Source organism: Kribbella voronezhensis, assembly GCF_004365175.1.
Lineage (GTDB): Bacteria > Actinomycetota > Actinomycetes > Propionibacteriales > Kribbellaceae > Kribbella > Kribbella voronezhensis.
In genome coordinates this window covers 164,058-178,339 of record NZ_SOCE01000001.1, presented here as the reverse complement: position 1 = coordinate 178,339, position 14,282 = coordinate 164,058, and the positions used below count along the sequence as shown (strand labels likewise).

The 14,282-nt window shown below is 68.7% G+C and carries 14 protein-coding genes and 1 riboswitch; all 14 genes read left to right on the top strand.

Features of this window, described 5'->3' with window-relative positions:
- Position 1: 1 nt before the first annotated feature.
- The 14 genes from clsA (at position 2) to EV138_RS00720 (ending at position 14,282) form a co-directional block, all read left to right on the top strand.
- Positions 2-601: a cardiolipin synthase ClsA gene (gene clsA / locus EV138_RS00785; RefSeq protein ID WP_112241035.1), complete on the top strand. Its 600-nt coding sequence runs from the start codon at positions 2-4 to the stop codon at positions 599-601.
- A 50-nt stretch (positions 602-651) separates the two neighbouring features.
- The gene (locus tag EV138_RS00780) at positions 652-1,437 is read left to right on the top strand and encodes a DUF881 domain-containing protein (RefSeq protein WP_133976564.1); all 786 of its coding nucleotides are present in this window, start codon (positions 652-654) and stop codon (positions 1,435-1,437) included.
- The gene (locus EV138_RS00775) at positions 1,434-1,766 is read left to right on the top strand and encodes a small basic family protein (RefSeq protein WP_112241039.1); all 333 of its coding nucleotides are present in this window, start codon (positions 1,434-1,436) and stop codon (positions 1,764-1,766) included. The genes EV138_RS00780 and EV138_RS00775 overlap by 4 nt, the downstream gene beginning before the upstream one ends.
- Before the next feature lies 1 nt (position 1,767).
- Positions 1,768-2,694: a DUF881 domain-containing protein gene (locus EV138_RS00770; protein WP_133976563.1), complete on the top strand. Its 927-nt coding sequence runs from the start codon at positions 1,768-1,770 to the stop codon at positions 2,692-2,694.
- 30 nt (positions 2,695-2,724) lie between these two features.
- Positions 2,725-3,105 (top strand): glycine cleavage system protein GcvH, encoded by a 381-nt coding sequence (gene gcvH / locus EV138_RS00765; RefSeq protein ID WP_112241043.1) that lies wholly within the window; start codon positions 2,725-2,727, stop codon positions 3,103-3,105.
- 126 nt (positions 3,106-3,231) lie between these two features.
- A complete protein-coding gene (locus EV138_RS00760; RefSeq protein WP_133976562.1) occupies positions 3,232-3,753 on the top strand; it encodes a zinc-ribbon and FHA domain-containing protein in 522 nt (173 codons plus the stop codon).
- Entirely contained in the window at positions 3,740-4,423 is a 684-nt protein-coding gene (gene ftsR / locus EV138_RS00755; RefSeq protein ID WP_133976561.1) for a transcriptional regulator FtsR, read from the top strand. The genes EV138_RS00760 and ftsR overlap by 14 nt, the downstream gene beginning before the upstream one ends.
- Positions 4,424-4,581: 158 nt before the next feature.
- Positions 4,582-5,073 carry a bifunctional nuclease family protein gene (locus EV138_RS00750; RefSeq protein ID WP_133976560.1) on the top strand — a complete coding sequence of 164 codons (492 nt, stop codon included), beginning with the start codon at positions 4,582-4,584 and terminating at the stop codon, positions 5,071-5,073.
- Between the two features lie 501 nt (positions 5,074-5,574).
- A complete protein-coding gene (locus EV138_RS00745; RefSeq protein ID WP_133976559.1) occupies positions 5,575-6,192 on the top strand; it encodes a MerR family transcriptional regulator in 618 nt (205 codons plus the stop codon).
- Between the two features lie 20 nt (positions 6,193-6,212).
- A riboswitch (glycine riboswitch) is annotated at positions 6,213-6,310 on the top strand.
- Positions 6,311-6,388: 78 nt separating this feature from the next.
- On the top strand, positions 6,389-9,244 hold the full coding sequence (gene gcvP, locus EV138_RS00740; protein WP_133976558.1) for an aminomethyl-transferring glycine dehydrogenase: 2,856 nt from the start codon (positions 6,389-6,391) through the stop codon (positions 9,242-9,244).
- Positions 9,241-10,539 (top strand): serine hydrolase domain-containing protein, encoded by a 1,299-nt coding sequence (locus tag EV138_RS00735; protein ID WP_133976557.1) that lies wholly within the window; start codon positions 9,241-9,243, stop codon positions 10,537-10,539. The genes gcvP and EV138_RS00735 overlap by 4 nt, the downstream gene beginning before the upstream one ends.
- Positions 10,540-10,657: 118 nt before the next feature.
- Positions 10,658-12,124 carry a pyridoxal phosphate-dependent decarboxylase family protein gene (locus tag EV138_RS00730; protein WP_133976556.1) on the top strand — a complete coding sequence of 489 codons (1,467 nt, stop codon included), beginning with the start codon at positions 10,658-10,660 and terminating at the stop codon, positions 12,122-12,124.
- Positions 12,121-13,746 (top strand): IucA/IucC family protein, encoded by a 1,626-nt coding sequence (locus tag EV138_RS00725; protein WP_238157874.1) that lies wholly within the window; start codon positions 12,121-12,123, stop codon positions 13,744-13,746. Before EV138_RS00730 ends, EV138_RS00725 begins: the two co-directional genes overlap by 4 nt.
- Positions 13,743-14,282 (top strand): GNAT family N-acetyltransferase, encoded by a 540-nt coding sequence (locus tag EV138_RS00720; protein ID WP_133976555.1) that lies wholly within the window; start codon positions 13,743-13,745, stop codon positions 14,280-14,282. The genes EV138_RS00725 and EV138_RS00720 overlap by 4 nt, the downstream gene beginning before the upstream one ends.

The following is a 14,282-nucleotide window of genomic DNA, read 5'->3' as shown; positions in this document are numbered from 1 at the left end:
CGTGCCGGACTTGGAAGTGTCCGACCGGGTACTGACGATCCCGAACGCACTCAGCTTCTTGCGGTTGCTGGGTGTGCCACTTTTCCTGTGGCTGATTCTCGGTCCGAAGGAAGACGGCTGGGCGTTGCTCGTGCTGGCGGTCTCCGGCTTCACCGACTGGGCCGACGGCCAGATCGCCCGGCGGATGAACCAGACCACGCGGCTCGGGCAGATGCTCGACCCGGTGGCCGACCGGCTCTACATCTTCGCGACCGTGCTCGGCCTGGCTCTGCGCGACATCATCCCCTGGTGGCTGGCGATCGCGCTGCCGTTGCGGGACCTGTTGCTGACGTTCACCCTGCCGGCCTTGCACCGCCGCGGCTTCAACGCGCTGCCCGTGCACTTCCTCGGCAAGTCCGCGACCTTCTGCCTGCTGTATGCGTTCCCACTGTTGTTGCTGGGTGACGGCGACAGCACGCTGAACCTGCTGGCCCGGGTGTTCGGCTGGGCCTTCGCGATCTGGGGAACGGCGCTGTACTACTGGGCGGGTGCTCTGTACTTCGCGCAGCTGCGGCACCTGATCCAGACGGTGAAACCGATCAGCGGGCCGGCCGGGTCGTGACTCAGTCCCCACCCGGACAGCAAGGTCAGCAGCGCCGCGTCGATGCGTCCATGTCGTTGCTGAACAACCTGATGGCGCACCCGCTCGACGAGGGGTACGCCGTCGCGGCGCGGGCCAGGCCGACCCAGCGCAACCGGCCCCGGCACCGCGTGATCCTGGTGACCGCTCTGGCCGTCCTCGGGTTCCTGCTGGCCGTCGCCGCGTCGCAGAACTACCGCAGCGCACCCGAGGCGGAGAAGCAGCGCAAGGAACTGATCACCCGGATCAACCAGGCCGATACCCGGCTGGCGGATCTGCGCGGGCAGCAGACCAAGCTCGCGGACGAAGTACGGGGTCTGCAGGCGGGTGGGCTGAGCAACACGAGTTCGGGTGCCGCGTTGCAGAAGCAACTGGACGAGCTGGAGTTGCAGGCCGGCGCCGTCGCGGTGAAAGGCCCTGGTCTGAAGGCCGTGGTCGACGACGCGAAGGACGCGAACGACAAAGAGGGCCGGCTGCTCGACGTCGACCTGCAGCAGCTGGTCAACGGCCTGTGGACAGCGGGCGCCGAGGCGATCTCGGTGAACGGTCACCGGCTCACCTCGCTCACCGCGATCCGCGGGGCCGGTAGCGCGATCACGGTCGGCTACACCTCGCTGACCCCGCCGTACACGGTGCTCGCGATCGGCGAGACGGGGACCATGCCGGCCCGGTTCGCGCAGAGCTCCGGTGGCCAGTGGGTGCAGTACCTGGTCAGCAATTTTCATGTCCGGATGACCATCACGACGGAGGATTCCTTGCTGGTGCCAGCCGATGCGACCATCGCGCTGCGGTACGCGAAGGTGGGTGGGCCGAAATGATCGCCGTACTCGGTCTGGTGATCGGCGTGGTGGTCGGTCTGATCGTCGCGCCCGACGTACCGGAGTGGGCACAGCCCTACCTGCCGATCGCCGTGGTGGCGGCGCTCGACGCGGTGTTCGGGGCGCTGCGGGCGTTCCTGGACGGGATCTTCGACGACAAGGTGTTCGTCGTCTCGTTCATCTCCAACGTGCTGATCGCGGCGCTGATCGTCTACCTGGGCGACCAGCTCGGGGTCGGGTCCCAGCTGTCCACCGGTGTGGTGGTCGTGCTGGGGATCCGGATCTTCACCAACATGGCCGCGATCCGGCGGCACGTCTTCAGGGCCTGAGATGAGTACCGACGAGCCCACCCCGCCGCCCGAGCCGTCGCCGCCCGAGCCGACGCCGGCCGAGCCGACGCGGGCCGAGCTGACGCCGGCCGAGCCGGCCCGTGCCGATGCGGTCGAGCATGCCCCTGCCGACGCGGTCGAGCCGGCCGGTGCGGCGCATCCGGTGACGCCGACGCCGATGCCGAAGGCGAAGCTGCCGAACCTGGCGCTGCGAAGGCTGCGGGCCGGGTTCAAGCCGTCGCGCGGTCAGGCGATCGTGGCCGTCGTACTGGCTCTGGTGGCCTGTATGGCGGTCGTCCAGGTCCGGGTGAACCGCGCCGACGACGGCTACCAGAACGCCCGCCGCGAGGACCTGATCGCGATCCTGGACGGCCTGGGGCAGAACACCCGCCGGCTGGAGAGCGAGATCGCCGAACTGCAGGCGCGCAAGAACAGCCTGGCCTCCAGCGCCGACAAGGCCCAGACGGCGCGCGAGCAGGCCGAGCAGCAGGTCCGGGTGCTCGGCATCCTGGCCGGTACGATGCCCGCGCAGGGACCCGGCGTACGGATCACCCTCAACGACCCCGACGGCAAGATGCAGTCGAGCAACCTGCTCGACGCGATCGAGGAACTGCGCGACGCCGGGGCGGAGGCGATCCAGATCAACGGGTCGGTCCGGGTGGTCGCCAGTACGGACCTGACCGACGACGCCCCGGGCGTCAAGGTCGACGGGGAGAAGGTCAATTCGCCGTACGTGATCGAGGCGATCGGCGAGTCGCACAACCTCGCCGAAGCGGCCAACTTCCCCGGCGGTCTGGTCAGTGAGGTGACCGGTCCGCAGATCGGCGGCACCGCCGAAGTGACCGAGCTGCCGCTGGTACAGATCACCGCCTTGCACGCCGCCGACGAGCATCGTTACGCTCGCCCGGCGCCCAGCCCCACCAAGTGAGCCCTGACCCTTGAGCGAAAGAGGACCGAGGTGTACCCCGAAGACCTGAAGTACACGGCCGAACACGAATGGGTGAAGGCCGGCGAGGGCCCGGTGCGAGTCGGCATCACCGACTTCGCGCAGGACGCCCTGGGCGACATCGTGTACGTCCAGCTGCCCGAGGTCGGCACCGCGGTGCGGGCCGGCGACTCGTGTGGTGAGCTCGAATCGACCAAGAGCGTCAGCGACCTGTTCGCGCCCGTGAACGGCACCGTGCGGGCCGTCAACGAGGCACTGGCCGACCAGCCCGACCTGGTCAACACCGACCCGTACGGCGAGGGCTGGCTGCTCGACATCGAGGTCGACGACGACGAAGAGGTCGCGGCGTTGATGGACGCCGACACCTATCAGGGACAGCTCGACCAGAACTGATAGGTTGTCCGGACCTCAACCGCTGGTCGAGGGTTGAGGTCCCGGCCGTCTTGCCCGGCCGGTCACACTTGTCATACGGGGTCTACTAGACGTCGCCGGACCACCGGCGATCGGGAGGATCACAGCATGCCGTTCTGCAACCAGTGCGGGCACGAGAACTCCGAGGGCAGCCGGTTCTGCTCGCAGTGCGGAACGATGCTCCCTGGCGCGGACCGTCCGGTGCCCGCCCCCGGCGTGACCGACACCGCGATGCTGACCCCGATCAGCGTCGAGCCCGAGACCGAGCGCTTCGAGCAGGGCGAGCAGTTGTCCGCCGAGGACGAGGCCGCGGTCGGCGCCCTGCCGGCCGGGTCGGCGCTGCTCATCGTCCAGCGTGGCCCGAACGCGGGCAGCCGGTTCCTGCTCGACGTCGACGTCGTCACGGCCGGCCGGCACCCCGACAGCGACATCTTCCTGGACGACGTCACCGTCTCGCGCCGGCACGCCGAGTTCCGGCGCGACGCCCAGGGTGTGAAGGTGCGCGACGTCGGCAGCCTGAACGGCACCTACGTGAACCGGGACCGGATCGACGAGGTGCTGCTGTCGAACGGTGACGAGGTCCAGATCGGCAAGTACCGCCTGGTGTACTACGCCAGTGGCCAAGCCTGACCCGTCGGCTGGTGGCAGCAGCATCGGTGAGGTGCTGCAAATCCTGCAGGCCGAGTTCGCCGACGTCACCATCTCCAAGCTCCGCTTCCTCGAAGCGGAAGGACTGGTGACGCCGGCACGCACCGCATCGGGGTACCGCAAGTTCAGTGCCGCCGACATCGAGCGGCTGCGCTACGTCCTGACCGCCCAGCGTGACCAGTACCTGCCGCTGCGGGTGATCAAAGAACACCTCGAGGCGATGGACCGCGGCCTGCGTCCGTCACCCGGTGGACCGCCGGTCGCGCCGTCCGACCTGCCCGGTCCACCTGAACTCCCGGGTGCCGAGGAGTTCGGGACGTATGGCACCGAACTGAAGCTGACCCGCGAGGAGTTGCGGGTTGCCGCCGGCATCAGCGTCGAACTGCTCGACGAACTGGAGAGCCACAACCTGGTGGTGGCCCGGGGCAACCATTACGACGGCGACGCGATTCTCGTGGCGAAGACGGCCGCCGAGTTCGCGCAGTACGGGATCGAACCGCGGCACCTGCGCCCGTTCCGTACGGCGGCCGACCGCGAGGTGGGCCTGATCGAACAGGTGATGAGCCACCGCCGCGATGACAAGACCCAGGAGTTGGCTGCCCTGGCTGTTCGCCTGCACGCTGCGTTGGTCCGCTCGCGCCTCACCCGCTGACCGTCGGGCGCTGGTCGCGTACTGCGGTGTGCTGGTGAGCCGCTTCGAGCGGGTCGACCATGTCCGTGTGGCAACGGGGTTGCCTCCGGCGGGTGACGATGTGGTCGGGCGCACCCCACGGGCCTACCCCGGGTCGGCCCGCAGAGTAGGCTGGAGCTGTGCGCGAAGTCGACGTGGTCGGAGTACGGGTGGAGATGCCCTCGAGTCAGCCGATCGTGCTGCTCCGGGAGGTCGGCGGCGAGCGGTACCTGCCGATCTGGATCGGTGCGGCCGAGGCGAGCGCCATCGCCTTCGCCCAGCAGGGGATGGAGCCTCCGAGGCCGCTGACCCACGACCTGTTCGCGGAGACCATCCGCGTCCTCGGGCACACGCTCAGCCAGGTCCGGATCGTGAACCTCACCGACGGCGTCTTCGAGGCGATCATCGTCTTCGACGACAAGACCGAGATCTCGGCCCGGCCGTCCGACTCGATCGCCCTCGCGCTGCGCACCGGCACCCCCGTCTTCTGCACCGAGGAGATCCTCGCCGAAGCCGGCATCCCCGTCCCGGACAGCGAGACCGACGACGACGAGGTCGTCGAAGAAGAGGAAGTAGAACGCTTCCGCGAATTCCTCGACCACGTAACACCTGAGGACTTCGACAAGAGCTGAGCGTTCGGGGTACGGCGGGGAAGACCGCTTCGCGCCCCTCCGTCGCGGCTCGAACTGACGGGGTCATCCGGTCGCTCGCGGGGTGTCGGGGGAACTGTGAGCGTGGGTGTTGGGTGTAGCCCGCGGTGTTGCGGCCTCCACGGGCCTTCGCTGGAGACTTTTCGTCCGTATATGCAAATTTGTTTCCGGCCAAGCCCGAGATCGAGGCGGTATCGGCGGAACGAATGGCGTTCCCCGGGGTGGGCGGGTCGAGCGAGCGACGTAGGAGGCGCGAAGCGGGCGCGGCTGTTCGGCGTACTGGTGCGGTTACAAGGCGTGAGGTTGGAGGGTGCTGGTACAAGGGCGGACAGGTAACGATTCGAGTTGTGGGCGCGACACGCTAGCTGCTCGGAGCGGTTGTCGTTGACCGGGTCTGAGCCACGGCTTACCTTGAAGGAGTTGTGGAGAGTTGTAACTCCACGGATGTGATCCGTTCCAGTCGGTACCCAGGGAGGCTCAGGCGTGACACGCACCGGCGACACTGATCTGACGGCGCAGTCGACGTCCGAAGCACACGCCGAGGCGGCCGCCAGCGCCGGCGTCCAGGGTCTGCTTTTCGACGACGACCTGTCGCCGATGCCCGACGATGTCGGCTTCCGCGGTCCGACCGCGTGTGCTGCTGCCGGGATCACCTACCGGCAGCTCGACTACTGGGCGCGGACCGGGCTGGTTTCGCCCTCGGTGCGCCCGGCGACCGGTTCCGGCACCCAGCGGTTGTACGGATTCCGGGACGTTTTGTTGCTCAAGGTGATCAAGCGGCTGCTCGACGCGGGGATCTCGCTGCAGCAGATTCGCAGTGCGATCGCTCACCTCAGCAAACGTGGAATCGATGACCTGACCCAGATCACGCTGATGAGCGACGGCGCCTCGGTGTACATGTGCACCTCGCCGGACGAGGTCATCGATCTGCTGGCCGGCGGCCAGGGCGTCTTCGGGATCGCGCTCGGCGGTGTCTGGCGGGAGGTCGAGGGCTCGCTGTCGGAGCTGCCGACCGAGCGTCTGGACGCGCACGCGGACGACACCGACGACCACGCGAACGACGAGCTCGCTGCCCGTCGCCGCGCCCGTATGACCGGCTGAGGTAGGCTCGATCCAGCCGTACACAGCATTCGGGAGAGTCTCGGGCGGAACCACGCCCGGGCGCCGAAGGGGCAATTCCTCCCCGGAACCTCTCAGGCCCATGGACCGAGTGCCTTAGGCGACTCTGAAGCGTGCGCGTGCGTGACAGAGGGGGAGGCCCCCGGCAGCATCTGTCTCGCAGCAACGGAGCCTCTCGATGAGTGTGAACGACCCCCGCCCGCAGATCTCGGCGACCTTCGCCGACCGCCACATCGGGCCGCGCCCGGACGAGGTCGCCCGGATGGTGCAGACCCTCGGGTACGCCGATGTCGACGCGCTCGTGGATGCCGCGGTACCGGCGTCCATCCGGTCCGCCGAGGCGCTCCGGCTGCCGGAGCCGGCCTCCGAGGTGGACGCACTGACCGAGCTTCGCCAGCTCGCGGCGCGCAACAACGTGGCGACCTCGATGATCGGCCAGGGGTACTACGGCACGTTCACCCCGTCGGTGATCGTCCGCCGCCTGGTGGAGAACCCGGCCTGGTACACCGCCTACACGCCGTACCAGCCGGAGATCTCGCAGGGCCGGCTGGAGGCACTGCTGAACTTCCAGACCGTCGTGTCCGACCTGACCGGCCTGCCGACGGCGAACGCGTCGCTGCTGGACGAGGGCACCGCGGCCGCCGAGGCGATGACGCTGGCGCACCGGTCGAACCGCAAGAGCAAGAGCAACCGGTTCCTGGTCGACGCCGACACGTTCGCGCAGACGATCGCGGTCGTGCAGACCCGCGCCGAGGCGCTCGACATCGAGGTCGTCGTCGCGGACACGACCGACGGACTGCCCGAGGGCGACTTCTTCGGCTTCCTCGTGCAGTACCCGGGCTCGGGCGGCGCGGTACGGGATCTCAAGCCGCTGATCGAAGCCGCGCACGCGAACGAGACCATCGTCGCGGTCGCCTCCGACCTGCTCGCGCTGACGCTCCTCGAAGCACCGGGCGAGGCGGGCGCCGACATCGTGATCGGCTCCTCGCAGCGCTTCGGCGTACCGCTGTTCTACGGCGGTCCGCACGCCGGCTTCATGTCCGTCCGGGCCGGCCTCGAGCGGTCGCTGCCGGGCCGCCTGGTCGGTGTCTCCGTCGACGCGGACGGCGCACCGGCGTACCGGCTCGCGTTGCAGACGCGTGAGCAGCACATCCGTCGCGAGAAGGCGACGTCGAACATCTGTACCGCGCAGGTCCTGCTCGCCGTCGTTGCTTCCATGTACGCCGTGTACCACGGTCCCGATGGCCTCAAGGCGATCGCCGAGCGCGTCCACGCCAACGCCGACAGCCTGGCCGCCTCGCTGAAGGCCGGTGGTGTCGAGGTCGTGCACGACCAGTTCTTCGACACCGTGCTGGCTCGCGTCCCGGGTCGTGCGGCCGATGTCGTCGACGCGGCCCGCCAGACCGGCATCTGGCTGCGGCTGGTCGACGCGGACCACGTCGGCATCTCGTGCGACGAGAAGACCGACGCGACCGCGCTCGACAGGGTCTGCCGCGCCTTCGGAGTCCGGTACGACGGGTCACTGGCCGGGGCCGGCTTCCCCGAGGCCGTGGTCCGGACCAGCGAGTACCTGACCCACCCGGTGTTCAACACTCACCGCTCGGAGACCGCGATGCTGCGGTACCTGCGCAAGCTGTCCGACTACGACTACGCGCTCGACCGCGGCATGATCCCGCTCGGCTCCTGCACGATGAAGCTGAACGCGACCACCGAGATGGAAGCGGTCACCTGGCCGGAGTTCTCCGACATGCACCCGCTCGCGCCGATCGAGGACGCGTCCGGCTATGTCACGCTGATCGGTCAGCTCGAGCGCTGGCTGGCCGAGGTCACCGGCTACGCGAAGGTGTCGCTGCAGCCGAACGCGGGCAGCCAGGGCGAGCTGGCCGGTCTGCTCGCGATCCGCTCGTACCACCGGGCCCAGGGCAACGAGGACCGCAACATCTGCCTGATCCCGTCCAGCGCGCACGGCACGAACGCTGCCTCCGCGGTGATGGCCGGCATGAAGGTAGTCGTTGTCAAGGGCAACGACGACGGCACGATCAACCTGGAAGACCTGCGGGCCAAGGCCGACGAGCACGCGGAGAAGCTGGCCGCGATCATGATCACCTACCCGTCCACGCACGGCGTGTACGAGGAGAGCGTGACCGAGGTCTGCAAGATCGTCCACGACCACGGTGGCCAGGTGTACGTCGACGGCGCGAACCTGAACGCCCTGCTGGGGTTGGCGAAGCCGGGTGAGTTCGGCGGCGACGTGAGCCACCTGAACCTGCACAAGACGTTCTGCATCCCGCACGGTGGCGGCGGCCCCGGCGTCGGCCCGGTCGCGGTGGCGGCCCACCTGGCGCCGTACCTGCCGAACCACCCGCTGCTGGACCAGGCCGGTCCCGACAGCGGTGTCGGCCCGATCAGCGCGGCACCGTTCGGTTCGGCGGGTGTGCTGGCGATCTCGTGGGCGTACATCCGGATGATGGGTGGCGAGGGGCTGACCGCCGCCACCAAGGCCGCCGTACTGACCGCGAACTACGTGGCGAAGCGGCTCGAAGGCGCGTTCCCGGTGCTCTACACCGGCGAGAACGGGCTGGTCGCGCACGAGTGCATCCTGGATCTGCGGCCGATGACCAAGGAGACGGGCATCACCGTCGACGACGTCGCCAAGCGGCTGATCGACTACGGCTTCCACGCGCCGACCATGTCGTTCCCGGTCGCGGGCACGCTGATGGTCGAGCCGACGGAGTCCGAGGACCTGGGCGAACTGGACCGCTTCTGCGACGCGATGATCGCGATCAAGCACGAGATCGACCGGGTCGCGGCGGGGGAGTGGCCGGCCGGCGACAACCCGCTGGTCAACGCTCCGCACACCGCCTCGTCGGTGATCAACGACAAGTGGGAGCACGCCTACACCCGCGAAGAGGCGGCCTTCCCGCAGTCGGTCGACCGGACCGCGAAGTACTGGCCGCCGGTGCGTCGCATCGACGGCGCGTACGGCGACCGGAACCTCATCTGCTCCTGCCCCGCCCCGGAGGCCTTTGAGTGACCCTGCGCCCTGACACTGCCGCAGCCTTGTACGCCGAGGTTGCGGCAGCCCAGAGTGAGTGGAAGTTGCCGTCGATCAGCGCCGGGGTCATTCACGACGGCGCGCTGGCGTGGACTGGTTCGCGGGGGCAGTTCGCCTCTGCTGACGGGTTGGCACCGGGGCCGGACGTGCAGTACCGGATCGGGTCGATCACGAAGACGATGACCGCTGTCCTGGTGCTGCAGTGCCGCGACGACGGACTGCTCTCGCTGAATGATGCCGTGGGCAAGCATCTGCCCGGGATCGCGTACGGGGATCTCACCATCAGGCAACTGCTCGCGCACTCCGGCGGCATGCACGCCGAACCCGAGGGCGACTGGTGGGAGCGCAATCCCGGCGTCTCGTTCGAGACCCTGACCGCGGCGATCGACGAGTCGCAGGCGGCGGGCCAACCCGATCGTCGCCATCACTACTCCAACCTGGGTTACGCCCTCCTCGGCGAGGTCGTGGCACGACTGCGGGGCGCGTCCTGGATGGAGTTGGTCGCCTCCCGGATCCTCGACCCGCTGGAGATGCGCCGTACGACGTACTTCCCGGTGCGGCCTGCTGCCCAGGGGTTCTCGGTGCATCCATTCAGCGGGCGGCTGGATCAGGAGCCCGCGTACGACGCCGGGGCGATGGCGCCGGCCGGGCAGTTGTGGAGCACGGTCGAGGACCTGGCGAAGTACGCCACGTTCTGGATCGATCCGGGCTACGACATTCTCAGTCGCGACACGATCGACGAGATGGCCGCGCCGGCCGCCGCGGACCCGCGCGAGGCGCTGACGGCGTCGTACGGGCTGGGGCTGCGGTTGCACGCGGACGATCCGCACCTCTTCGTCGGGCACACCGGGTCGATGCCGGGCTTCATCGCCGGGTTGTTCGTGGATCGGGGCCGCCGGATCGGTGGTGTCACGCTGGCGAACGCGACGTACGGTCGGTGTGCGTCGGTGCCGCTCGACCTGATGCGCCTGCTGGCGTCGTACGAGCCCACGCTGCCGCCGGAGTGGGTGCCGGAGCCGCAGTTGGCGCAGGGCGAGGAGTTGCTCGGGCACTGGTACTGGGGGAACACGCCGCTGACGATCAGTGTGGTCGCCGGGATCCTGCAGATGTCGGGCGCGATGACCTGCCGGTTCTCGCCGATCGGGCCGGATCTGTATCGCGGCCGGGACGGCTACTTCGCGGGTGAGCGGTTGCGGGTCGTCCGCGACGGTGAAGCGATCACTCAGCTGAACATCGCGACTTTCGTGCTGACGCGCACGCCGTACGGCCACTGAGGCCGGTCGCGTTCGCCCCGGGCGGACCCCGGATTGGCGCGATCCGGTCACCCGAAGTAAGTTAGGCATGCCTTAGTAAGGGTTGCCTTACTCAACAACTTTCTTCGGGAGATCCGGCATGCCTCGACCCGCCCCGCTGATAGCGCTGCCTTCTGCCTCGACCCGTTGGCCGCTGGCCGCCACCGTGACCGATCGCGCCCGTGGACCGCTGCCGTCCGGGACGCCGGGCGAGGTGTTGCGGCGAGTCGCCGCCGTGCTCGGCGAGCCTCAGGTGCCGTCCACCGGTGTCGGTGAGTCGGCGGCGCTCGACCTCGTCGCCGGGCTGCTCGACGCCGAGGGCATCGACCTCAGTCATCCGCACGCCGCGGCTCATCTGCAGCCGCCCGTCCTGCAGGTCGCGGTCGACGCGGACGCCCTGGCATCGGCCGGCAACGCATCGATGGACACCTACGACTCCGGCCCGGCGACGCTGGCGATCGAGCAATGGGTGGTCCGATCGCTGGCCGGGCTGGCAGGCTTCGGGACCGAGGCGGACGGCGTACTGACGCCTGGTGGTTCGATCTCCAACCTCCTTGCGCTGTTGATCGCGCGGGACAGCGCGGCAGGTCTCGCGGGTATCGACGCCCGCCGCGACGGGGTCCAGGGCTTGGCCAAGCCGGTCGTCTTCTGTTCCGAACTGGCGCACTTCTCCATCCAGCGAGCCTGCGCGGCGCTCGGCCTCGGCGAAGACGCGGTCGTTCCGATCGCGACCGATGACGACTTCCGGATGCGGCTCGACCTCCTCGAAGCCGAGCTGGCCAAGCCCGGGCGTACGCCGATCGCCGTGGTGGCGACGGCCGGTACGACGGACTACGGCTCGATCGACCCGATCGCTGGGATCGCCCGACTCGCTGCCATCCATGGCGCCTGGGTGCACGTCGACGCGGCGTACGGGTTCGGTGCCTTGTTCTCCGATCGGCTCGCTTCACTGCTGGCGGAGTTGCCGGTCGCGGACTCGGTGACGCTCGACCTGCACAAGATCGGCTGGCAGCCGGCGGCGACCAGCATGCTTTTGGTGGCCGACCGCAACCAGTTCGCCTCGTTCGGGCGCTCGGTGGACTATCTGAACCCGGCCGACGACATCGACTCCGGGATGGACGGCCTGCTCGGCCGGAGCCTGCAGACCACCCGGCGGCCGGATGCGGTCAAGGTGGCCGCCACGCTGACGGCGTACGGCCGGAGCGGGCTGGGCGAGATGCTCGACACCTGTCACGAACTCGCCGACGCTGCCGCCGCCCGGATCGTTGCTGACAGCAACCTCGAGCTGCTGGCCCCGGTCACGCTGACCACGGTGGTGTTCCGGGTGATCGGGCCGGCCGATGCCGACCTGGATGCCGTCCAGGGCGAGGTACGCCGTCGCCTGCTGACCTCGGGCCGGGCGTTGATCGGGCGGACCAGGAGGCCGGCGCGGGTCGGCAGCCCGGCCGTGGTCGCGCTGAAGCTCACGCTGCTGAACCCGAACGCGACGGCGGCGGACATCGAAGAACTGCTCGACCAGGTCGTGGCCGTTGGCAACGAAGTACTTTCCGGAAGAGGAGCAGCGTGACTTCATCGGTGGCGGTCGACGCCCATCTGAACGCGATTCTGCGGTGCTACACCCGCGAGATGTCGGTGCCGGTCCTGCCGGGCCCGTTGAAGCTGGACGTCGGTGGGGTGACCGCTTTCGTCCAGCACGCCTCTCGAACAGGACTCCATCTGTTCACCGATGTGCTGGCGGACGGCGAGCCCGTGAGTCCGGAGGAGCTGGTGCGGTTGTTGTCGGCCGACGCCGATCCTGCCGAGATCGAAGACCTCGCCGCCCGTACTGCGGAGTCGGTGCGCAACGTCGCGCTCTTCGTCGAGGACCAGGGGGAGCGGGGGCCGGGGCGCTTCCTGGAGACCGAGCAGGCCTTGTTGTTCGGCCATTTGAACCACCCGGCTCCGAAGAGTCGCGACGGGTTGAGCGGTGCGGAGCTGGCGGCGTACTCGCCGGAGCTCGGTGGCCGCTTCGCCGTGCATTGGTTCGAAGCGGACGCCGAGCTGGTGTCGTCGGACCAGGTCGTGGGTGCGCCATCACTCCAGGGACTGGACGCCCTGCAGCTGATGGCCGCGCTGGCCGGTGTCACTCCTACGCCGGGCACAGTGCTGATTCCGGCACACCCATGGCAAGCGGCCGCAGTCGTAGAGCGGCCTCGGGTAGCGCGGCTGGTCGCTGAGGGGAGGGTGAAGCCGCTCGGTCCATTGGGCGCGCAGTGGTACCCGACGTCGTCTCTGCGCACGGTCTACCACCCGGACCTGCCAGTGATGCTGAAGCTGTCGCTCGGCCTGCGGATCACCAACTCCCGACGCGAGTCCACGTCGACCGAGCTGCGCCGCGGCCTGGAGATCAACCGGCTGCTCGACGCGGCGTACGACGCCGGTACGGCGACCTCCCATCCGCAGTTCTCCATCGTCCGGGACCCGGCCTGGGTTGCGCTGGACGAGGGTAGCTCGACACTGACGGGGCTGGACGTCGCAGTACGGGAAGTGCCTGCTGCTGTTGACGATTACGCCTGCCTGGCCGGGTTGGTGGCTCCGCGGCCGGGTGGCCGTTCTCGGCTGAGTGAGTTGGCCTCTGGTGATCCTGCGGGCTGGATGGCGGCGTACGTGGATGCAGTGCTGGTGCCGATGCTGCACCTGTATGCAGAGACCGGTATAGGGCTGGAGGCGCATCAGCAGAACACACTGGTCCGGCTGGACGCCTCCGGTCAGATCAGTGGTGGCGCCTACCGCGACAACCAGGGCTACTACCTCGCCTCGTCGTACTTGCGTGGGCTGTTGGCTGTGACCGGTCTTGCGGACTCGACGCTCGCCGTGGTCGAGGACGCGATCGTGGACGACCGGCTGACCTACTACTTGCTGCACAACCAGGCACTGGCCGTCGTCGGCTGCCTCGGGATGGACGGCGTAGCTGACGAGGACGCGCTGCTGGCGGTGGTTCGGGACCGGCTGTCGGCGGCCCTGCCCCTGTTGAAGGCCGCTGGGCCTGACGGTGATCGGCTGGCCCGACGCTGGCTGGCCGCCGAGCAGCTGCCCTGCAAGGCGAACATGATGACCCGGCTACGCGGGATCGACGAGGTCGTGGCTCCGCTGGACGCGCAGTCGGTCTATCTGGACATCCCTAATCCGCTGCGGCTCGGTGTGCAGTGAGGTGCGAGGTTGCGCCGCTGCTGCACCTCGACAGCGGGTTCGACCTTCGCCCTGCCGGCGCTGACGATGCAGCGTTGATCGCAGCTTGGATGACTCGGCCGCACATTCTCCCGTGGTGGCAGCAGGACTGGCCGATGTCGCAGTGGGAAGAGGAGCTGTCGCGCTTCGCTGCGGGCGAGCACACGATGCCGTGCATGGCTGTGTTCGAGGGTGCAGACCTGGCGTATGTCGAGCTCTACCGGGTGCGGAAGGACCGCTTGGCGGAGTACTACGCATGGCAGGAGCACGACTGGGGTCTGCACCTCGCTATCGGCGACACCGCGTCTGTGGGCCGGGGGATCGGTCGAAGGTTGATCCGGTCGCTTGCGGACGCGCTGTTGCGCTTCGATCCGCTGTGCGACCGGGTGGTGGCGGAGCCCGACGTGCTGAACGTGCCGTCGGTCCGCGCCTTCGCGGCGGCCGGGTTCGTCAAGCAAGAAGAGCTGGAACTACCAGAGAAGCGAGCGCAGCTGATGGTGCGCGGCAGAGAGGCCTGA

Bases quoted from the DNA above. Each gene is read 5' to 3' on its own strand.
- EV138_RS00760 (WP_133976562.1), top strand. From the start codon at position 3,232: ATGCCGTTCTGCAACCAGTGCGGGCACGAGAACTCCGAGGGCAGCCGG.
- gcvP (WP_133976558.1), top strand. From the start codon at position 6,389: ATGAGTGTGAACGACCCCCGCCCGCAGATCTCGGCGACCTTCGCCGAC.
- EV138_RS00775 (WP_112241039.1), top strand. From the start codon at position 1,434: ATGATCGCCGTACTCGGTCTGGTGATCGGCGTGGTGGTCGGTCTGATC.
- EV138_RS00730 (WP_133976556.1), top strand. From the start codon at position 10,658: ATGCCTCGACCCGCCCCGCTGATAGCGCTGCCTTCTGCCTCGACCCGT.
- EV138_RS00780 (WP_133976564.1), top strand. From the start codon at position 652: ATGTCGTTGCTGAACAACCTGATGGCGCACCCGCTCGACGAGGGGTAC.
- EV138_RS00770 (WP_133976563.1), top strand. From the start codon at position 1,768: ATGAGTACCGACGAGCCCACCCCGCCGCCCGAGCCGTCGCCGCCCGAG.